This is a genomic window from Micromonospora sp. CNZ285, assembly GCF_004637285.1.
The window spans coordinates 3,296,810-3,317,253 of the sequence record NZ_SPQD01000001.1; the positions used below are offsets into that span (position 1 = coordinate 3,296,810).

Sequence of the window (20,444 nt, forward strand, 5' to 3'; positions counted from 1 at the left end):
TACGTGTCTAACGATCGGCGCGCAGGACAGGCACCAGCGCGGCGCCCAGGGCGGCTGGATCATGACGGGGCGTGCCGTCCAGGACGGCGACGGGAGCGAGGACCAGCCGGGCACCCAGCGATTCTGCCGCACGTTCGACCGCCGCGGGATCACCCACCGCCGTGGAGTCGGCGAGCACCCGGTCCACCTTCAGCTCGGGCAGATAGCGCCGCAGGGTGTCCAGATGGTCGGGCAGGGAGAGCCCCGAGGTCTCCTTCTCGGCCACCAGGTTGAGCGTCACCAGCCGCCGCGCCGGGCTGGACACGATCGCGTCGGCCAGCCCCGGCACCAGCAGGTGCGGCAGCACGCTCGTGTACCAGCTGCCCGGCCCGAAGATCAGCCAGTCCGCGGCGCGTACCGCCGTCACCGCCTCGGCGCACGCGGCCGGCGCGGACGGGCTGAGCCGCAGCGACTCGACGGTGCCCGGGGTGACCGCGACCTGGTGCTGGCCGCGCACCGTGGACACCTCGTCCGGGTGCTCCGGGTCGGCGCCGCGGACCCGGGCCTCGATGCCCACCGGCTGGCGGGACATCGGCAGCACCCGCCCCACCGCGCCGAGCATCGCCCCGGCGTGGTCGAGCGCCGCCACCGGGTCGCCGAGCAGCTCGGTGAGCCCGTGCAGCAGCAGGTTGCCGACCGCGTGGCCGGCGAGCGAGTCGCCCACCGCAACCGGTACCGGCGCGGCGATCGTCGGCGCCGGCGGCACGGCGGCGGCGAAGCGGTGCTGGAACAACGCCGCGCTGCGCCGGGTGGCCGGGTGGTCACCGGCCAGCGCGACGAGCGCCTGCCGCAGGTCGCCCGGCGGCAGGCCGCCGCGCTCGGCGCGCAGGCGGCCGCTGGAGCCGCCGTCGTCACCGACGGTGACCACCGCGGTGATGTCCAGGTCCAGTTCGGGTACGCAGTGACGCAGCGCCCGCAGCGACGCCGAGAGCCCGTGCCCGCCGCCGAAGGCGACCACCCTGGTCGGGGTCACTCCCGCCCCAGGTCCCGGTGCTGGGCGTTCGCGGCGATGCCGGAGTGACGCAGCCGGGAGGCCAGCTCCTCGGCGATGGCAACGCTGCGGTGCTTGCCGCCGGTGCAGCCGACCGCCACGGTCAGGTAGCGCTTGCCCTCCCGCTCGAACCCGGCGGTGGTGGCGTTGACCAGGTCGGCGTAGCCGGCCACGAACGCGTCGGCGCCCTCCTGGCCCAGCACGTACGCGCTCACCGCCTCCTCGCGGCCGGTGTGCTCACGCAGCTCCGGCACCCAGTACGGGTTCGGCAGGAACCGGGCGTCCATCACGAAGTCGGCGTCCGGTGGCAGACCGTACTTGAAGCCGAACGAGATCACGGTGATCCGCAGCCGGCGGGCGTCCTCGCCGCCGAACAGCTCCTCGACCCGGCGCCGCAGCTGGTTCACGTTCAGGTGGCTGGTGTCGATGATCACGTCGGCCTGCTCGCGGGCCTCCTCCAGCAGCGTCCGCTCGACAGCGATGCCGTCGGCCAGCCGCCCGTCGCCCTGCAACGGGTGCGAGCGGCGCACGCTCTCGAACCGGCGGATCAGCACCTCGTCGTCGGCGTCGACGAAGACCACCCGGGGCTGGAAGCCGCGCTCACGCAGCTCGCGGATCGCCCCGGCCAGGTCGGTGGAGAACGCGCGCGAGCGCACGTCCAGCACCATCGCCGTACGCCGGGCCGCGCCGCCGGCCTTGAACGCCAGCTCGGCCATGTCGAGCAGCAGCGCCTGCGGCAGGTTGTCGACCACGTAGTAGCCGACGTTCTCCAGCGCCCGCGCCACAGTGCTGCGCCCGCCGCCGGACAGGCCGGTCACCACCACCAGGGAGGTGTCCGACTCGGCCGGCGCCGTCTCCCCCTCGGTCCGTCCCAGGTCACCCGCTGTACGCGCCTCGCTCACCCGCTACCCCCAGCCGTGGCGCCGCGGCCGGTCGGCCGCGCATGGTCAATCAGCGACTCTAACGGCTGCGACCCGGCCCGGGATTCCACGGGGTGACGACCGGAACATGTCGGCGGCCCCAGCACGGCTCGCCGGGACGGGCGGTGTCGGGGGACGCTCGTAGACTGCGCGGATGGTCTCCCCCACCGACGAGCGGACCACCTCCGCACCGGCCGGCGACGCGCTCGACGTGTTGCGGCGGGTCTTCGGGTACGACGCCTTCCGCGGCTTCCAGCAGGAGGTCGTCGAGCACGTGGTGACAGGCGGCGACGCGCTGGTGCTCATGCCCACCGGTGGCGGCAAGTCGCTGTGCTACCAGATCCCCGCGCTGGTCCGCGACGGCGTGGCGGTGGTCGTCTCGCCGCTCATCGCGCTCATGCAGGACCAGGTCGACGCGCTCACAGCGGTCGGCGTCCGGGCCGGCTTCCTCAACTCGACCCAGGATCCCGCGCAGCGGCGCCGGGTCGAGGCGGCCTACGTCGCCGGCGAGCTGGACCTGCTCTATCTGGCCCCGGAAGGGCTCGCCGTGCGGTCCACGCTCGGCCTGCTGGAACGCGGCCGGATCGCGCTGTTCGCGATCGACGAGGCGCACTGCGTGTCGCAGTGGGGGCACGACTTCCGCCCCGACTACCTCAACCTGTCGATGCTGCACGAGCGCTGGCCGGACGTACCGCGCATCGCGCTGACCGCCACCGCGACCCGGGCCACGCGCACCGAGATCGCCACCCGGCTGCGGCTCACCGAGGCCCGGCACTTCGTGGCCAGCTTCGACCGGCCCAACATCCAGTACCGGATCGTGCCCAAGCGGGAGCCGCGCAAGCAGTTGCTGAGCCTGCTGCGCGACGAGCACCCCGGCGACGCCGGCATCGTCTACTGCCTGTCCCGCGCCTCGGTGGAGAAGACCGCCGAGTTCCTGGTCGCCAACGGCATCCCCGCGCTGCCGTACCACGCCGGGCTGGACGCCTCGACCCGCGCCGCCAACCAGCAGCGCTTCCTGCGCGAGGACGGCCTGGTCATGGTCGCCACCATCGCGTTCGGCATGGGCATCGACAAGCCCGACGTCCGCTTCGTCGCCCACCTCGATCTGCCGAAGTCGGTGGAGGGCTACTACCAGGAGACCGGCCGCGCCGGGCGCGACGGGCTGCCGTCCACGGCCTGGCTGGCGTACGGGCTCCAGGACGTCGTCCAGCAGCGCAAGATGATCGAGACGTCGGAGGCCGACCTGGCGCACCGGCGCAACCTCGCCGCCCACCTGGACGCCATGCTGGCGCTCTGCGAGACGGTCCGCTGCCGCCGCTCCCAGCTGCTCGAATACTTCGGCGAGACCGGCGTGGCCGACTGCGGCAACTGCGACACCTGCCTCGAACCGCCGGAGTCCTGGGACGGCACCGTCGCCGCGCAGAAGCTGCTGTCCACCGTCTTCCGGCTCGACCGCGAACGCAACCAGCGGTTCGGCGCCGGGCACAGCATCGACATCCTGCTCGGCAAGCACACCGACAAGATCGACCAGTACGGCCACGACGCGCTCAGCACCTTCGGCATCGGCACCGAGCTGCGCGAGGCCGAGTGGCGTGGGGTGGTGCGGCAACTGCTGGCCGAAGGGCTGCTCGCGGTCGAGGGCGACTACGGCACGCTGGCGCTGACCGACGCCAGCGCTGACGTGCTCGGCCGCCGCCGTACCGTCACGCTGCGCAAGGAGCCGGAGCGCCCGGCCGGACGGTCCGCCAAGCCGCGGGGCGCGGCCACTGTGGTCGCCGACCTCTCCCCCGCCGCCGCGCCCGTCTTCGAGCGGCTCCGCGCGTGGCGCGCGGCCACCGCCAAGGAACAGGGCGTCCCGGCGTACGTCATCTTCCACGACGCGACGCTGCGGCAGATCGCCGCCGAGCCGCCCACCTCCCTCGCCGAGCTGTCCCGGTTCAACGGGGTCGGCGAGAACAAGCTCGCCAAGTACGGCGAGGCGATCCTGGCCGTCCTCGCCGAGTCCTGACGCACGAGGAAGGGCCCGACCCCGTGGTGGGGGTCGGGCCCTTCCGGTGTGCGTGCTATCGCCCTTGCTCGGCAGCCGTGGGGGCGGCGGTTTTGCTTAGCTGGTGCTGTAGCCGCGGGTGGCGATCCAGTCGGCGAGGTTGTCGATGCTCATCCGGTAGGTGGCGGTGTTGGGGTTGGCGCTGTCGGCGATGGTGACGGTGTTGCCGTTGTCGCGGTAGCCGATGACGCTGATGTAGTGGCCGCCTTCGAAGGAGTGGGTGGTGCCGTCGGTGTCGGTGGCGGTGCCGGCGATGTTGGCGACCACGGCCCGGCCGGCGTCGACGGTCTTGACGACGTCGGCGCGGAGCTTGTCGGTCTGCTTGTCGTCGGCCTTGGGGGTGCTGATCTCGACCGACTTGTAGGCGTCCTTGGCGCCGGTCTCCTTGTTCAGCACGGGGGTGATGTCGTTGATGCTGTTGGTGCCGGCCTCGGTGGTGCCCATCTCCTTGGCCATGGCGTGCACGTCGATGTTCTTGCCCTGCACGCTCAGGGCGTTGCGGGCGGCGGCGGGGCCGCAGAAGTAGAAGTTGGGCTGGGCTTCGTAGCGGACGTCGAGTTCCCGCTCGCCGTGGCCCTTGCGGTCCGCCACCACGCTGGTGGTGCTGGTGGTGGGGGCGGCGTGGGCGGCGATCGCGGGGCCGGCGATGCCTCCGGCGGTGGCGGCGATACCGGCAGCGGTCAGAACGGTCTTACGCAGCAGAGTGGTAGCCATGATGGTTGCCTCCCTGAGTGGGGGAAACGCGGCGAAGGGGACGCCGCGAGAAGGGGGAAAGTCTTGGGGGTGCCCGTCGATAGGGCTGGCGCGCGGGCGGCCTGGGGGCCTGCTGTCCGCGGCTCGGGGATGTAACGACGACCGGCCCGGGGTCATTCCCTGACCTGGCGATCCGCTCGGGGTGCCTGGCGGGCCGGTGATGGGCGCTCGACCCGGTGCCTCGGCGGTCAGCCATGTACAACGCCCCGCGCCCGCCCCCGATTCCACGCTGACGATGGCACCGACCACAGCCCAGCCAACCCAGCGAACCGGACACCGCTCACCAAACCACCCATCCCCGGGTGCATGGGCTCCCCGATCCCGGCTCCTGCAACAAGATCCACCCCTGCCGCGCGCGATCTTGCAGTTTGGTGCCGGACAAGCCTCGTGAAACGGGCATCTTCGGGGCCCAAAGTGCAAGATCGCGGGAGCCGGGGCCGGGGCCGAGGGCGGGGGCCGGGGCCGAGGGCGGGGCCGACGGGTCACCCGCCCCCGCATGGCGACACAACCCACGCCAAACCACCTTCGGAACCCTTCCACGGAGCAGGATGACGGTTCCGCCCAGCAGGACCCGTGCCGTCGGTGGAACGTCATGGGTGTCAAAAGCGGGCGGAGACACCCATGGTGTTCCACTCGGGCCCGCCGGCGAGCTGGGCAACGGGCAGGAGCGGGGAACGGGTCAGGGACGGGGGGCGGCTTCGGTGGTGGTGGAGGCGTCCAGCGCGGCCAGGATCGCCTCGGCCGTACGCCTGCCCACCCCGGGCACCTCGGTGATCTCCTCCACGGTGGCGGACGACAGCCGCTTCAGCGAGCCGAAGTGCCGCAGCAGCGCCTTGCGGCGTACCTCGCCGAGGCCGGGGACGTTGTCCAGCGCGGATTCGGTCATCCGCTTGGAGCGCCGCTGCCTGTGGAACGTGATGGCGAAGCGGTGCGCCTCGTCGCGGACCCGCTGCAGCAGGTAGAGCGCCTCGGAGGTGCGCGGCAGGATCACCGGGAACTCGTCGTCGGGCAGCCAGACCTCCTCCAGCCGCTTCGCCAGCCCGCACAGCGCCACGTCGTCGATGCCCAGCTCGGCGAGCGCCTTCGCGGCGGCGGCGACCTGGGGCGGACCACCGTCGACCACGACGAGCTGCGGCGGGTACGCGAACTTGCGCGGCCGCCCGGTGGTCGGGTCGATGCCGGGCCGGTCGGGGTCGGACGCGGTCTCCTCGCCCAGCTCACCGGTCTCGGCGCGGGCGTCGAGGTAGCGGGCGAAGCGCCTGCGCAGCACCTCGGACATGGCCGACAGGTCGTCGGTGGCGCCGCGCACGATGAACCGGCGGTATTCGCTCTTGCGGGGCAGCCCGTCCTCGAACACGACCATGCTGGCGACCACGTCGGTGCCCTGGATCTGGGACACGTCGAAGCACTCGATGCGCAGCGGTGAGGTGTTCATGGCGAGCGCGTCGGCGATCTCGTCGAGCGCCTGGCTGCGGGTGGTCAGGTCACCTGCCCGCTTGAGTTTGTGCCGGGCCAGCGCGTCCTTGGCGTTGCGCTCGACCGTCTCCAGCAGTGACCGCTTGTCGCCGCGCTGGGGCACCCGCAGCGACACCCGGCTGCCCCGGCGGGCGGTGAGCCAGTCGGCGAGCGCGTCGGCGTCGCCCGGTAGCTCGGGGACGAGCAGCTCGCGGGGCACGTCGGTCTCGCCCTGCTCGCCGCCGTACACCTGGGTGCAGAAGTGGTGCACGAGGTCACCGGTGGTCAGCTCCTCGGTCTTCTCCACCACCCAGCCGCGCTGGCCGCGCACCCGGCCGCCTCGGACGTGGAAGACCTGCACGGCGGCTTCGAGCGGGTCGTCGGCGAACGCGACCACGTCGGCGTCGGTGCCGTCGCCGAGCACCACCGTCTGCTTCTCCATCGCCCGGCGCAGCGCCGCGACGTCGTCGCGCAGCCGGGCGGCCCGCTCGAACTCCAGCTGCTCGCTGGCGTCGAGCATCTCCTTCTCCAGCCGCCGGACCATGCTGTCGGTGCGGCCGGCCATGAAGTCGCAGAAGCCGTCGACGATCTCCCGGTGCTGTTCGGCGCTGACGCTGCCGACGCACGGCGCCGAGCACTTGCCGATGTAACCGAGCAGGCAGGGCCGGCCGACCTGGCCGGCCCGCTTGAACACCCCGGACGAGCAGGTCCGCGCCGGGAAGACCCGCAGCAGCAGGTCGAGCGTCTCGCGGATGGCCCAGGCGTGCGAGTACGGCCCGAAGTAGCGCACGCCCTTGCGCTTCACCCCGCGCATCACCTGCAACCGGGGGTATTCCTCGTCGAGCGTGACCGCGAGATAGGGATACGACTTGTCGTCGCGGTAGCGGACGTTGAACCGGGGGTCGTACTGCTTGATCCAGGTGTATTCCTGCTGGAGCGCCTCGACCTCGGTGGCGACGGTGATCCAGTCGACCGACTCGGCGGTGAACACCATCTGCCGGGTGCGCTGGTGCAGGCCGACCGGGTCGGCGAAGTAGGAGTTGAGCCGGCTGCGCAGGTTGCGCGCCTTGCCGACGTAGATCACCCGGCCGGTGCCGTCACGGAAGCGGTAGACCCCTGGCGACTCCGGGATGGTGCCGGGCGCAGGACGGTAGGTCGAGGGGTCAGCCACGGCGTCAAGCCTAGTCCGCACCTCTGACACGCGACCGTCGCCGCGCCCCCGCCGACGACCGGCCGGCGGGGGCGCGGAACGGGTCAGGCCAGCTTGATCTGGTCGCCGTCGACCTTGATCTCCTTCGGCGCGAGCGGCTTGGTGGCCGGACCGCCCTTCACCGAGCCGTCAGTGATCGAGAACCGGCTGTTGTGGCAGGTGCAGTTGATCGTGCCGCCGTCGACGTTCGACACCGGGCAGCGCTGGTGCGTGCAGATCGGGTCGAACGCCTTGAACTGGCCGGCCTCGGGCTGGGTGATCACCACGCCCTGGCTGGCGAAGACGGCGCCACCGCCGACCGGGATGTCCGAGGTGCGCGCCAGCGCGCTGCTGCCGTCCCGGTCGCCGCCGCCCGCGTCGCCGGTCGCGGTGGCGCCGGGCGGGCCGCCGCTGGTCGGTGCCAGCCCGGGGGACGCGTCGTCGTCGCTGCCGCAGCCCGCGAGCACCACGGCCGCGCCGATCGCTCCGGCTCCGGCGAGCAGGGTACGGCGGCTCTGGGTGACCGGTCGGGTCAGCGCCTGATCATCACTCATATCCGGCCTTTCTCTCGGCTTACTGCGGAAACACGCACCAGCGTGCGGCACGGTTCATACTGGCGCGTCACAGACCGGGCACCGACGGCCCGGCCTGCGTGAACGCGTACCGGATTGGTCAGCGCGCCCCGGCGGGGACCTTGCGGGTCCGCGGCTTGGCGCTGCCGTTGGCCTTGGCCGCCCGGGTGGTGGCCGCCTTGGCGCCCTTGGCCTCGCCGTCGAGCTTGAGGATCGGCCGCAGGAACTGCCCGGTGTGGCTGTCCGCCACCTCGGCGACCTCCTCCGGCGTGCCGGTGGCGATGACGGTGCCGCCCCGGTGGCCGCCCTCGGGCCCCATGTCGATGAGCCAGTCGGCCGTCTTGATCACGTCGAGGTTGTGCTCGATGGTGATGACCGTGTTGCCCTTGTCGACCAGGCCCTCCAGCACCATCAGGAGCTTGCGGATGTCCTCGAAGTGCAGGCCGGTGGTCGGCTCGTCGAGCACGTAGACGGTGCGGCCGGTGGAGCGTTTCTGCAGCTCGGAGGCGAGCTTGACACGCTGCGCCTCACCGCCGGAGAGCGTCGGCGCGGGCTGGCCGAGGCGGACGTAGCCGAGGCCGACGTCGACGAGCGTCCGGAGGTGCCTGTGGATGGCCGGGATGGCGGAGAAGAACTCGGCCGCCTCCTCGATCGGCATGTCCAGCACCTCGGCGACCGTCTTGCCCTTGTAGTGCACCTCGAGCGTCTCGCGGTTGTAACGCGCGCCCTTGCACACCTCGCAGGGAACGTAGACGTCCGGCAGGAAGTTCATCTCGATCTTGATGGTGCCGTCGCCGGAGCACGCCTCGCAGCGCCCACCCTTGACGTTGAACGAGAACCGGCCCGGGCCGTACCCCCGGACCTTCGCCTCGGTGGTCTCGGCGAAGAGCTTGCGGATGTGGTCCCAGACCCCGGTGTAGGTGGCCGGGTTGGAGCGCGGCGTCCGCCCGATCGGCGACTGGTCCACGCCGACGACCTTGTCCACGTTCTCCAGGCCGGTGATCCGGGTGTGCCGGCCGGGCACCAGCCGGGCGCCGTTGATCTGGTTGGCGAGCACGGTGTAGAGGATGTCGTTGACGAGCGTCGACTTGCCCGAGCCGCTGACGCCGGTGACCGCGATGAGCTGGCCGAGCGGGAAGCTCACGGTGAGGTTGCGCAGGTTGTGCTCGCGCGCGCCGTGCACCACCAGCTCCCGGCCCGGCGTCTGCGGCCGGCGGCTGGCCGGCGTCGGGATGGCCTTGCGCCCGGCCAGGTACGCCCCGGTGACCGACTCGGTGTTGTCGAGCAGTGCCGGCACCGACCCGCTGTGCACGATCTTGCCGCCGTGCTCGCCCGCACCCGGGCCGATGTCGACGATCCAGTCCGCCACCCGGATGGTGTCCTCGTCGTGCTCGACCACGATCAGCGTGTTGCCGAGCCCGCGCAGCCGCAGCAGCGTCTCGATGAGCCGGTGGTTGTCGCGCTGGTGCAGGCCGATCGACGGCTCGTCGAGCACGTAGAGCACGCCGACCAGGCCGGAGCCGATCTGGGTGGCCAGCCGGATGCGCTGGGCCTCGCCGCCGGAGAGCGTGCCGGCCGGGCGGTCCAGCGAGAGGTAGTCCAGGCCGACGTCGAGCAGGAACTTGAGCCGGGCGTTGATCTCCTTGAGCACGCGCTCGGCGATCATCTTCTGCCGGTCGGTCAGCTCGATGCCGGCGAGCAGGTCCGCCGCCTCGCCGACGGAGAGGTTGCAGACCTCGGCGATGCTCTTGCCGGCCAGGGTGACCGCGAGCACCTCCGGCTTGAGCCGGGTGCCGCCGCAGGCCGCGCAGGGCACGTCCCGCATGTAGCCCTCGTACTTGTCCCGGGACCACTCCGACTCGGTGTCGGTGTGCCGGCGCTCGATCCACTGCACCACGCCCTCGAAGCCGGTGTAGTAGGAGCGCTCGCGGCCGTACTTGTTGCGGTAGCGCACGTGCACCTGGTCGTCGGAGCCGTGCAGGATCGTCTTCTGCGCCCGCGACGGCAGCGCCCGCCACGGGGTGTCGATGTCGAAGTGCTCGGCCTCGCCGAGCGCCTCCAGCAGCCGCAGGAAGTATTCGAGGTTGTGCCCGGTGGCCCAGGGCTGGATCGCGCCCTCGCGCAGCGTGCGCTCCGGGTCGGGGATGACCAGCTCCGGGTCCACCTCCTTCTTGGTGCCGAGGCCGGTGCACTCCGGGCAGGCGCCGTACGGGGCGTTGAAGGAGAAGACCCGGGGTTCCAGGTCCTCGATGGCGAGCGGGTGGTCGTTCGGGCAGGCCAGGTGTTCGGAGTAGCGGCGCTCCCGGGCCGGGTCGTCCTCCGGCAGGTCGACGAAGTCGAGCAGCACCAGGCCGCCGGAGAGACCGAGCGCGGCCTCGACCGAGTCGGTCAGCCGCTGCTTGGCGCTCGGCTTGACGCTGAGCCGGTCGATCACCACCTCGATGGTGTGCTTCTCCTGCTTCTTGAGCTTCGGCGGCTCGGTCAGCGGGTGCACCACGCCGTCGACCCGGGCCCGGGCGTAGCCCTTGGCCTGGAGTTCGGCGAACAGGTCGACGTACTCGCCCTTGCGGCCGCGCACCACCGGCGCGAGCACCATGAACCGGGTGCCCTCGGCCATGGCCAGGACCCGGTCGACGATCTGCTGCGGGCTCTGCTTGGAGATCCGCTCGCCGCAGATCGGGCAGTGCGGCTCGCCGATGCGGGCGAACAGCAGGCGGAGGTAGTCGTAGACCTCGGTGATGGTGCCGACGGTGGAGCGCGGGTTGCGGGAGGTGGACTTCTGGTCGATGGAGACGGCGGGACTGAGGCCCTCGATGAAGTCGACGTCGGGCTTGTCCATCTGGCCGAGGAACTGCCGGGCGTACGACGACAGCGACTCGACGTAGCGGCGCTGCCCCTCGGCGAAGATGGTGTCGAACGCCAGGCTCGACTTGCCCGATCCGGACAGCCCGGTGAAGACGATCAGGGCGTCCCGGGGCAGGTCGAGACTGACGTCACGCAGGTTGTGCTCGCGCGCGCCACGGATGATCAGTCGGTCGGCCACGGTGCGTGTGCTCCCGGAAGAAGAATATGAGGCGGATCTGTGCACCAGACGCCGGGTCTGGGTGGTTTTCACAGCTTGTCGGGGGCGCAGAGGAGACGCCCCGGCAACTCTAGCCCCGACGTATGACAACTTCCGTCGCGCGAACATTCCCCCAGCTCAGGCCGGTCGGGCGGGAACCACGCAGGTCCACCCGACCGGCCCGGGCCGGCTCAGAATGCCCCAGGAGTGGGCGGGGTCGCCGGACGTCCGGTACGTCGCCGCCCGGCCCGCCATCCGCCCCGCCGTTCGGCCGCCAGCCGGGCCGCGCGGCGACCGCCCTCGTGCTCGATCTCCCGCTGCAGCCGCCGCCAGCTCTCCCAGCGGCGCACCGGCAGCTCGCCGTCGTCCAGCGCGGCCCGCACCGCGCAGCCCGGCTCGGCGTCGTGGGCGCAGTCGGCGTACCGGCAGCCGGCGGCCAGCTCGGTGATGTCGGCGAACGCCCGGTCCAGCCCGGCCGCGCCGTCGAGCAGGCCGACCGCCCGTACACCGGGGGTGTCCAGCACCGCTCCCCCACCCGGCAGCGGCACCAGCGACCGCCAGGTGGTGGTGTGCCGGCCCTTGCCGTCGACCCGGCGGATCGCCTGGGTACGCATCACGTCCGCCCCGGCCAGCGCGTTGACCAGGCTCGACTTGCCGGCCCCGGAGGGGCCGAGCAGGCCGAGCGTGCGGCCCGCGGCGACGTGGCGGCGCAGCGGCGCCAGGCCGGTGCCCCGCTCGGCGCTGACCGGCAGCACCGGCACCCCCGGCGCGAGGTCGGCCAGTTGCCGGGCCACCGCCGCCGGGTCGGCGGCCAGGTCGGCCTTGGTGAGCACGACGAGCGGCTCCGCCCCGGATTCGTGCACCAGGGAGAGCAGCCGTTCGATCCGCGCGGCGTCCGGTTCCGGGTGCACCGGCTCGACCACCGCGGCGGCGTCGAGGTTGGCGGCCAGCACCTGGCCGCTGGAGTCCTTGCCCGCGGTGCGCCGCACCAGCGCGGTCCGCCGCGGCAGCACCACCTCCACCGTGACCGGGCCGTCCGGCCAGGTGGACAGCAGCACCCAGTCACCCGCGCAGGGCAGTGCGGTCAGGTCGCGGGCGGCGGCGGACAGCACACCGCCGCCGAGGCTGGCCCGCACCGGCCCCTGCGGGCACAGCACGGTGCAGACGCCCCGGTCCACCCGGGCGACCCGCCCGTGACGGTGGCCGGCGCGCCGGTCGAGATGGGCCGCCCAGCCGGCGTCCCAGCCGAGGGCGGTCAGATCGAGAGTCATGATGTCCTCATCGGTGTCGAGGGGAGGTACGGCGGAACACACGCGCTGCGACCGGCATGCACACCACCTCCTCTCCGACTCCCGGTGCCGCGTTCGCGACGACGTGGACCCCGGCGCGTGCGGCGCCGGTCCGATGTCGTCGGCCCCGACGGTAGGTGCCGCGCCGACGCGCCGAAAGCGATTTCCCCCCGGGCACGGCCCGGTCCGGCCCGCTAGGGTCGGACGGGTGAGAACGCGATGACCGCCGACCCCCTGCTGCTGACCGGCCCGCTGGCCGAGGCGAACGACCGGCTGCTGCGTACCGTGTCCGGCCTGACCGCCGCGGACGTCGCGGCGCCCTCCCTGCTGCCGGGCTGGTCCCGCGCGCACGTGCTCACCCACCTGGCCCGCAACGCCGACGGGTTCGTCAACCTGCTCACCTCGGCGCGCACCGGCGAGGAGATCCCGATGTACGCCTCGGCGCAGGCCCGCGCCGACGACATCGACGCCGGCGCCGGGCGCGGCCCGGCCGACCTGCTGGACGACGTACGCCGCAGCGGCCAGCGCTTCGACACGGCGGTCGCGGCGATGCCCGTCGACGCCTGGGGCGCCACGGTGCAGACCCGTCGCGGCCCGTGGCCGGCGGCGATGCTGGTCTGGGGCCGGCTGCGCGAGGTCGAGGTGCACCACGTCGACCTGGCGGCCGGTTACCGGCCCGCGGACTGGCCGGACGCGTTCGCCCAGCGGCTGCTGCACGAGGTGGTGACCGGGCTGGCCGGCAACCCGGCCGCGCCGGCCATGGTGCTGCGTTTCGACGGCGCGGCGTCCGAACTCGTCGTGGGTGACCCCGGGGGGGCGCCCACGGTCACCGGCCCCGCGCCGGAACTCGCCGCCTGGCTGACCGGCCGGGGCGCGGGCGAGCTGCTCACCGTCGAACCCGACGGTCCTCTGCCGAACCCACCGGAATGGATCTGAACATCGTCATGACCTACACCGGAGACGTCACGCCCGGCGGTCCGCCGGCCGTGCGCGAGCTCGACCGGCTCACCGTCACCAAGCTGTCGGTGGGCCCGATGGACAACAACGCCTATCTGCTGCGCTGCAACGCCACCGGCGAACAGGTGCTGATCGACGCCGCGAACGAGGCGCCGCGCCTGCTGGAGCTGGTCGGCGACGGCGGGCTGGCCGCCGTGGTGACCACGCACCAGCACATGGACCACTGGGTCGCGCTGGAGGAGGTGGTGGCAAAGACCGGGGCGCGCGCGCTGGTGCACGCCGACGACGCCGAGGGCCTGCCCATCGAGGCCGAGCGGCTCGCCGACGGCGACACGGTGCCGGTCGGTGACTGCGCGCTGGAGGTCATCCACCTGCGGGGGCACACGCCGGGCTCGATCGCGCTGCTCTACCGCGACCCGGCCGGCACCCCGCACCTCTTCACCGGTGACTCGCTCTTCCCGGGTGGCGTCGGCAATACCGACCAGGACCCGGAGCGCTTCGGCCGGCTCATCGACGACGTCGAGGCCAAGCTCTTCGACCGGCTGCCGGACGACACCTGGTTCTACCCCGGCCACGGCAAGGACAGCACCATCGGCGCCGAGCGGCCCGCGGTGCCGCAGTGGCGCGCCCGCGGCTGGTGAGCACGCCCGGTCCGGCCTCCCCCGTGACGGCCGGGCCGGGCGCGGTCAGCCGGTGACCGCCCGCAGCCGCCGCCGGGTGGCGAGCAGCACCGGGCCGGCCAGCAGCAGCCCGACCGCCATGGTCAGCACCGTGGGGTTCAGCGCCGCGGGCAGCAGGCCGGTCAGCGCCCGCGCGGCGAGCCCCAGCGCCACGTAGAGCCCGGCCCACGCGGTGGCCCCGGCCGCCGCGCAGACCAGGAACCGCCGGTACGACATCCGCAGCCCGCCCGCGGCCAGCGGCAGCAACGCGTTGAACACCGGCAGGAACGGCGCCACCAGCACGATCCGTCCGCCGCCGCGGTGCAGCAGCGTCTCGGCGGCGGCCCAGCGGGACTCGCCGATCCAGCCGCCCACCCGGCTGTCCCGCAGCCGCCCGCCCCAGCGCCGGCCGGCGAAGAAGCTCAGCGACCAGCCGGCCAGGCAGCCCGCTACCACCGCCGCGACGGTGAGCGCCCCACCGGCCGGACGACCCGCGCCGACCGCCGCGAGGACCGCGGCGTCGCCGGGCACCAGCACCCCGATCAGGGGTACGGCGTCGGCGAGCATGACCACGCCGAGCAGCCCCATCAGCAGGGTGGTGGGCAGCTCACCGGCGGCGGCCACGATTTCGTTCATGAGCTGCACGCTATGCGGCGCCGGCACGCCGGCACATCGGGCATGATCCCCCAGTGGTCCCCGACACCCGGCCGGGGAGACCCCTAGGGTCAGGCGGGTCAGCGGGGGCGCAGCACCTGCACCCGGCGCACCGGGGAGTCGACGGACGGTTCGGTGGTCGGCACCGGATAGCTGGCCACCAGTTCCAGCCCGTCCGGCGGCAGGTGGCCCCGGTCCGGGTCGCCGACCAGCACCTGCACGCCGTGTGCGGCGCAGCGCCGCAGGTAGGGCAGGACCCGGGCGGCCAGCCCCGCGTCGTAGAGCGCGTCCCCTGCCACCAGCAGGTCGGCGCCCGCCACCCCGTCGAGCAGGTCGGCGCCGTCGGCTGTCACCCGGACCCGGTTGGCCCGCGCGTTGACGGTGACCGCGGCCACCGCGTACGGGTCGATGTCGTTGGCGACCACCTCGTCGGCGCCGGCGAGCGCGGCGGCGATGGCGACCAGCCCCGATCCGGCGCCCAGGTCGAGCACCCGCCGTCCGGCGGCCAGCTCCGGGTGGTCCAGCAGGTGCCGGGCGAGCGCCTGCCCACCGGCCCACACCGACGCCCAGTACGGCGGCGGCAGCGACCGCCCGGCGGCGGCCTCCATCCGAGCCCACCACAGGATGGCGTCCTCGGCCAGGTACAGGCGCACCTCCGGCACGAACGGCGTACCGACCAGGCGCAGGCGGTCCGGCCCCGCGCCGGGCGCCGCGATCTCCTGCTCCAGGTCGGCCAGAGCCGTCTGCCTGCTCATCGGGGCAAGCATGCCGCGCCCCGCCCGACGGCGGGGTCTTTTTCCCCTCCCGCACGTATTCACGGGCGCGCCGCGCGCTTCCGGCAGCGGATTCCGGTCCGGACGGTTACTGTCGGGGTGGTACAGGGCGATCACCGGCCGCGGAGCCGATGCTCGCCCGCATTGAACAGGGAGAGACGCATGGCAACCGGCACGGTCAAGTGGTTCAACTCGGAAAAGGGCTTCGGCTTCATCGAGCAGGACGGCGGAGGCCCGGACGTGTTCGTCCACTACTCGGCCATCCAGAGCAGTGGCTACCGCGAGCTGAACGAGGGTCAGAAGGTCGAGTTCGAGGTGACCCAGGGGCAGAAGGGCCCGCAGGCGGACAACGTTCGTCCGATGTAACGCGTGCCGGTGGCGGCGGTCGGGTCCGACCGCCGCCGCAGTGCATCCTCAGGACGGCGCGGCCGGCAGGTCGCGCCGTTTCCGTAGTGGCCCGGCCAGCAGGATCAGCGGGGTCAGCGCCAGCCAGGCGGTCATCGCCCGGATCGCGCCGCCCGGCCCCCACACCGCGCCCAGCGCCCCGGCGAGCAGCGCGGCCAGCGGAACGGTGCCGTAGTTGAGCAGCTGCATGCTCACCGTCACCCGGCCGAGCAGCCGGTGCGGCGTGTACGTCTGCCGGAAGCTGCCCTTCACCACGTTGCCGACGGCGACGCCGAGGCTCACCAGCACGCCGCCGAGCACCAGCCACGCCGTACGCGCGCCGGGCCCGGCCAGCGGGATGAGCAGCGCGGGCGGGCCGGTCAGGGCACCGGCGACCAGCAGCGTACGGGCACTGCCGAGCCGGCGGGCCAGGCGCGCGGCGAGCGCGGCGCCGATCACGCCGCCGAGGCTGGCGAGTCCGATCAGGAGGCCGACGAGGCCCGCCGGAAGGTCGGCCGTGCGGACCAGGAACACCACGAGCACCGCCTGGTAGCCGGTGAGCCCGATGTTGCTCGCCGCCCCGAAGACCGTCAGGACCCGCAGGTACGGGTCGCGGACGACGAACCGCAGCCCGGCGGCGACCTCGCGGCGCAGCGACGTCGACCCGGCCGGACGGTGCGGGCGGGGTTCGTCCGCGCGGATGCGGCGCAGGCACAGCGCGGACAGCAGGAAGCTGAACGCGTCCAGCGCCACCGCGGTCACCGCGCCGACCAGCTGGGCGACCAGACCGGCCAGTCCCGGCCCGACCAGGTAGCTCGCCGTCTGGGTGGCGTGCAGCCGCGCGTTGGCCTCGGGCACCTGCTCGGGACGCAGCAGCGTGGGCAGGTAGACCTGGTCGGCGGTCTCGAAGAAGACCCGGGCCAGGCCGGCGCCGAGCGCCACGATCAGCAGGTGCCCGACGGTGAGCAGTCCGGCCAGGGCGGCCACCGGCACGCTCGCGAACAGCGCCGCGGCGGCGACGTCGGCGGCGATCATCACGGGCCGGCGGCGGACCCGGTCGACCCACGCCCCGACCGGCAGACCGGCGAGCAGCCACGGCATCCAGGCCGCGGCGGTGAGCACCGCCACCTGGAACGTGGTCGCGTCGAGCACCGCTACCGCGACCAGCGGCAGCGCCACGGCGGTCATGTTGCTGCCCACGGCGCTGACCGTGTGACCGGCCCAGAGCAGCCGGAAGTCGCGGTGCCGGAACAGCCGCCCGGGCGGCGCCTCGACCGGCCCGGACGTGCGCGCGGAAGCGGTCACGGCCGGCCCGGGACGCCGTGGGCGAACACGAAGACCGGCTCGCGGCGCTGCCCGTCCTCGGCCGGCCGGTCGGCCCACCTGGCGAACAGCGCGATCACCTCGCGGCTGAGTTCGGCCAGCTCGTCCGGGGTCAGGTGCAGCCACTTGTCGGTGCTGAACGGCCCCTCGCCCCACGCGGCGTGCGCCTCGTCGGGGGCGGCGTGCCAGGCGCGGACCAGCTCGGCGTGCCGCTCCAGGTTGAGCGAGCCGGCCGCGTCGGCCACCACCCGGGCCGCCGGGTCGTCGTCGAAGTCGCTGGTGGACCAGCGCACCCCGCGGTCGCGCAGCCGCCACCAGCGTTCCCGGCGGTCGCGGGCCAGCTCGGGCGCCTCGACCAGAAGGTCGGCGGCGGCGAGCACCTTGAGGTGGTGGCTCACGTTCGCCGGCGCCTGGCCGGTGTGCTCGGCGAGCATGCCGACGGTGCACGGGCCGTACACCTTGAGGACGTCCATGAGCCGGCGGCGCAGGGGGTGGGCGAGCGCGGCGAGCACCCGCGAGTCGGTGACCTGCCGGACGGAGGGCTGTTCCATGCGGCGAGTCTGATATTCGCAAGAGCTGTTGCGCAATATTTCTTGCTGATCAGGAGGGACCGCGACGCCGCGACGCGACGGCCGCGGCGCCGGACGGTCAGGCGGTCAGCCGCCGGGAGAGTTCGTCGGCGACGTCCCGGGCGATCTGCGGCGGGATGGCCTCGGCGATCTTCTCCGGCGGCAGCCCGGCCAGCACCCCGGAGACGATCTGCTCCTCGTCGGTGAAGTCCTTGCCGGACAGCTCGTTCACCTGCGCCACCAGCGCCGGCCAGGCGCGCAGCATCGCCAGCATCTGCTGCAACGGCGAGTTCGGCATGGGCGGGTTGACCAGGCCGGTGGTGTTGACCGGCGAGATGAGCCAGTTGCGCAGGTTCTGCAGGTCGGCCAGGACGTCGCCGACGGTTCGGTTCTTGGCGCCGGTGTCGCGGATGAGCTTGTCGGTCTGTTCCATGTCGTCCTCCGGTTTCGCGACGGCGATCATCCCGATCGCGGTCAGGTAGCGGCGGAACAGCGGGGTCTGGTCCCGGCCCGCCTTCGTGGAGTCGCGGAAGAAGCTGAAGTGGGTGTGGAACAGGTGGCTGCTGTCGCCGCCGGTGCGCCGTCCCAGCCGGTCCCAGCGGCGTACGGTCCGCCCGTCCGGGGAGTAGATGATCTCCCGGATGTCCCGGGTGTCGGCCGCGTTCGCCACGCACTGCGCCACCATCCAGGCGGAGAACGTCCGCAGGTTGTGCGTGCCGCCGCCGGAGCGGACGGAGAACGTGCCGACGTCCAGCGCCGACGCGTACAGCGTGAGCCCGGACCGGTCCCGGCTGGACTCCACCACCGAGTAGTCGTTCGTGACGACCCGGTCGGAGCCGCAGTGGTAACCGCCGCGGTGGTTGACGTCGCCGACGATGCCGACCTCCGCCGGCTCCAGGTCGTCGGCGCGTACGGCGTTCTTGTCGACGTTGAGGTAGGTGAGTAAGAGATTCCGGACGGCCAGCAGGTTCGCCGGGGCCGACGTCATGGCAGATCCCCTTCCGATCGATGACCGGCGAGGGCACGACAATCACACCGCGTGATGACGTGCGATCCGCGGACGCGCCCCGCCGGATAGCTGCACGGCACCGGGCACTTGCTCCGAGCTTAACCACGGTTAGGCAGAAGTGCCCAGCTCAGGAGCGGTTTTTTGAACTATCAGCCCGCTGTGGACGGTGCCGGCACGAGCGGCAGCACCAGTGCCGAGGGATGCTCGCGATCGTGGAGGATCTCTCGCCACCCAGCACGGAGGGTCACAGCGGTGCCGAGCGGCTCCCCGGTGCCGGGGTTGCGCGCGTAGCGCGGGTGGGCGCCACCGGAGACCTGCACGCGCAGCCGGTGCCCGGGCGCGAAGCGGTACGCCGTGGGCCAGAGCGTGACCGGGACGGTGACCACTCCGGACGGATCGCGCGGGAACCGGCCGGGCTCGACGCGGACCAGGCCGTCGCAGACGTTCCACGAGCGCCCGCGCCGGTCCACGTCGCACAGACGCACGAAGACGTCCAGGTACGACAGTTCGCTACGCAGGTGGATCTCGGCGCGCACCGGTCCGGCCACCTCGACCGGGTCGCGCAGCGGCTCGCTGGTGTAGGTGAGCACGTCCGGGCGCGCCTCGACCGGCCGGTTGTCCACCGCGCCGGCCCGCTGGGCCACCAGCAGCGGGCCGCCGAGCGACGGGGTGGGGTCGGCCGGGTCGTACCAGATCCGGTCCGGCGCGCCGTGCTCCTGCGGCTCCGGGGCCAGCCCGCCGGCGGATCGCAGGTGCCATCGGGCGGGTGTGGCCGGTGGCGGCCAGTCCGGCAGGTCGCGCCAGCCGCCGCCGTCGCCGCCGACGTGCACCCGTACCGGCGCGCGGTCCGGCCCGGGCCGCCCGGCCAGGTGGGTGTCGAGCCAGTCCAGGCCTTCCCGCAGCGATGCCAGGAGCAGCCCCGGGCTGCCGTGCGTCCACGGCCCGACGACCAGGCGGGTCCGCGTCCCGGCGGCCCGCAGGCGGGCGTAGTCGTCGAGCTGGGCCGGCAGGAAGATGTCCTGCCAGCCGCTGACCATCGCCACCGGGGCCCGGACCTCGCTGATCCGGTCGCCGAAGACCCGGGTACTCCAGTAGTCGGCGCCGGGCGTGTGGTGGCGCAGCCACTCCTGGAAGAACGGCACCGTCACGCCGGTGGCGACCCGGTCGGCCTCGGCCAGCGGCAGGTGCGCCAGGGCCCGGGCGAGGCGGGGCTGACCGCGCTTGAGTTCCCACTGCCGGGCCAGCCAGGGCACAGTCTGCGCCTGGAGCAGCTCGGCCCAGGTGAGCACCGTGTCGAGGGCGAACGACTCCCCCGCGTACGTCGAGTCGCGGGTGCCCGACGCGGTCACCACGGCGACCATCGCGCGCAGCTCGTCGCCCGCCTCGGCGGCGAGCGCCCACTGCACGAAGCCCTGGTAGCTGGCGCCGAACATGCCGAACGCGCCGGTCCACCACCGCTGGCGGCGCAGCCAGTCGAGCGTGTCGAGACCGTCGTCGCGCTCGTGCACCAGCGGCGCGAACTCGCCGCCGGAGCCGAACGTGCCGCGGCACGACTGGATCACCACGTGGAAGCCCCGCTCGGCGATCAGGCGGCCCAGCAGCCGGACCGGTCCGCCCCGCCCGTACGGGGTGCGGATCAGCACGCACGGCGCGGCGGGCAGGGCGGGCGCGTAGTGGTCGGTGCGCAGCGTCACTCCGTCGCGTACCCGGACCGGGATGTCCCGGGTGACGGCGACCCGCCCGGTGCGGGCGGCGGGCAGTCGCAGCGCCGCGGTGGCCGCCCGGGTGACGAGCCGCACG

Annotated in this window: 17 protein-coding genes; 4 read left to right on the forward strand and 13 right to left on the reverse strand. The window is 73.2% G+C overall.

Going from position 1 to position 20,444, the window contains the following annotated elements:
- Positions 1-7: 7 nt before the first annotated feature.
- Both CLT75_RS14780 and rapZ read right to left on the reverse strand, forming a co-directional pair.
- Positions 8-1,012 carry a gluconeogenesis factor YvcK family protein gene (locus CLT75_RS14780; protein ID WP_135241181.1) on the reverse strand — a complete coding sequence of 335 codons (1,005 nt, stop codon included), beginning with the start codon at positions 1,010-1,012 and terminating at the stop codon, positions 8-10.
- Positions 1,009-1,905, reverse strand: a complete 897-nt coding sequence (gene rapZ / locus CLT75_RS14785) for an RNase adapter RapZ (protein ID WP_135244018.1) — start codon at positions 1,903-1,905, stop codon at positions 1,009-1,011. Before rapZ ends, CLT75_RS14780 begins: the two co-directional genes overlap by 4 nt.
- Before the next feature lie 199 nt (positions 1,906-2,104).
- On the opposite strand from rapZ, the gene recQ reads away from it, so the two are divergent.
- Positions 2,105-3,958, forward strand: a complete 1,854-nt coding sequence (gene recQ, locus CLT75_RS14790) for a DNA helicase RecQ (protein ID WP_135241182.1) — start codon at positions 2,105-2,107, stop codon at positions 3,956-3,958.
- 96 nt (positions 3,959-4,054) lie between these two features.
- Here the strand turns inward: recQ and CLT75_RS14795 are convergent, their stop codons facing one another.
- The 5 genes from CLT75_RS14795 to rsgA form a co-directional block, all read right to left on the reverse strand.
- A complete protein-coding gene (locus CLT75_RS14795; protein WP_135239855.1) occupies positions 4,055-4,711 on the reverse strand; it encodes a C39 family peptidase in 657 nt (218 codons plus the stop codon).
- Between the two features lie 718 nt (positions 4,712-5,429).
- On the reverse strand, positions 5,430-7,376 hold the full coding sequence (gene uvrC / locus CLT75_RS14800; RefSeq protein WP_135241183.1) for an excinuclease ABC subunit UvrC: 1,947 nt from the start codon (positions 7,374-7,376) through the stop codon (positions 5,430-5,432).
- Positions 7,377-7,459: 83 nt separating this feature from the next.
- Positions 7,460-7,948, reverse strand: coding sequence for a Rieske (2Fe-2S) protein (locus CLT75_RS14805; RefSeq protein ID WP_135241184.1), 489 nt, complete (start codon positions 7,946-7,948; stop codon positions 7,460-7,462).
- A 118-nt stretch (positions 7,949-8,066) separates the two neighbouring features.
- On the reverse strand, positions 8,067-11,009 hold the full coding sequence (uvrA, locus tag CLT75_RS14810; RefSeq protein ID WP_135241185.1) for an excinuclease ABC subunit UvrA: 2,943 nt from the start codon (positions 11,007-11,009) through the stop codon (positions 8,067-8,069).
- Positions 11,010-11,218: 209 nt separating this feature from the next.
- Positions 11,219-12,298, reverse strand: a complete 1,080-nt coding sequence (gene rsgA, locus CLT75_RS14815) for a ribosome small subunit-dependent GTPase A (protein WP_135241186.1) — start codon at positions 12,296-12,298, stop codon at positions 11,219-11,221.
- A gap of 237 nt (positions 12,299-12,535) precedes the next feature.
- Between rsgA and CLT75_RS14820 the strand changes: the two genes are divergently transcribed.
- Together CLT75_RS14820 and CLT75_RS14825 are read left to right on the forward strand one after the other, a co-directional pair.
- Positions 12,536-13,252 carry a maleylpyruvate isomerase family mycothiol-dependent enzyme gene (locus CLT75_RS14820; RefSeq protein WP_135241187.1) on the forward strand — a complete coding sequence of 239 codons (717 nt, stop codon included), beginning with the start codon at positions 12,536-12,538 and terminating at the stop codon, positions 13,250-13,252.
- 8 nt (positions 13,253-13,260) lie between these two features.
- Entirely contained in the window at positions 13,261-13,914 is a 654-nt protein-coding gene (locus tag CLT75_RS14825; RefSeq protein ID WP_135241188.1) for an MBL fold metallo-hydrolase, read from the forward strand.
- A gap of 45 nt (positions 13,915-13,959) precedes the next feature.
- Here CLT75_RS14825 and CLT75_RS14830 read toward each other — a convergent pair whose 3' ends face one another.
- Positions 13,960-14,568, reverse strand: coding sequence for a VTT domain-containing protein (locus CLT75_RS14830; RefSeq protein WP_135241189.1), 609 nt, complete (start codon positions 14,566-14,568; stop codon positions 13,960-13,962).
- A gap of 98 nt (positions 14,569-14,666) precedes the next feature.
- Positions 14,667-15,341, reverse strand: a complete 675-nt coding sequence (locus CLT75_RS14835; protein WP_135241190.1) for a 50S ribosomal protein L11 methyltransferase — start codon at positions 15,339-15,341, stop codon at positions 14,667-14,669.
- 180 nt (positions 15,342-15,521) lie between these two features.
- Between CLT75_RS14835 and CLT75_RS14840 the strand changes: the two genes are divergently transcribed.
- Entirely contained in the window at positions 15,522-15,725 is a 204-nt protein-coding gene (locus tag CLT75_RS14840) for a cold-shock protein (protein ID WP_013287480.1), read from the forward strand.
- A gap of 48 nt (positions 15,726-15,773) precedes the next feature.
- On the opposite strand, the gene CLT75_RS14845 is transcribed toward CLT75_RS14840, so the two are convergent.
- The 4 genes from CLT75_RS14845 to CLT75_RS14860 form a co-directional block, all read right to left on the reverse strand.
- Positions 15,774-17,048, reverse strand: coding sequence for an MFS transporter (locus tag CLT75_RS14845; RefSeq protein ID WP_135241191.1), 1,275 nt, complete (start codon positions 17,046-17,048; stop codon positions 15,774-15,776).
- Positions 17,045-17,617 carry a helix-turn-helix domain-containing protein gene (locus CLT75_RS14850; protein WP_135241192.1) on the reverse strand — a complete coding sequence of 191 codons (573 nt, stop codon included), beginning with the start codon at positions 17,615-17,617 and terminating at the stop codon, positions 17,045-17,047. The genes CLT75_RS14845 and CLT75_RS14850 overlap by 4 nt, the downstream gene beginning before the upstream one ends.
- Positions 17,618-17,714: 97 nt before the next feature.
- Positions 17,715-18,623, reverse strand: a complete 909-nt coding sequence (locus CLT75_RS14855) for a hypothetical protein (RefSeq protein WP_135241193.1) — start codon at positions 18,621-18,623, stop codon at positions 17,715-17,717.
- 170 nt (positions 18,624-18,793) lie between these two features.
- Positions 18,794-20,443, reverse strand: a complete 1,650-nt coding sequence (locus CLT75_RS14860) for a CocE/NonD family hydrolase (RefSeq protein ID WP_135241194.1) — start codon at positions 20,441-20,443, stop codon at positions 18,794-18,796.
- Position 20,444 lies beyond the last annotated feature (1 nt).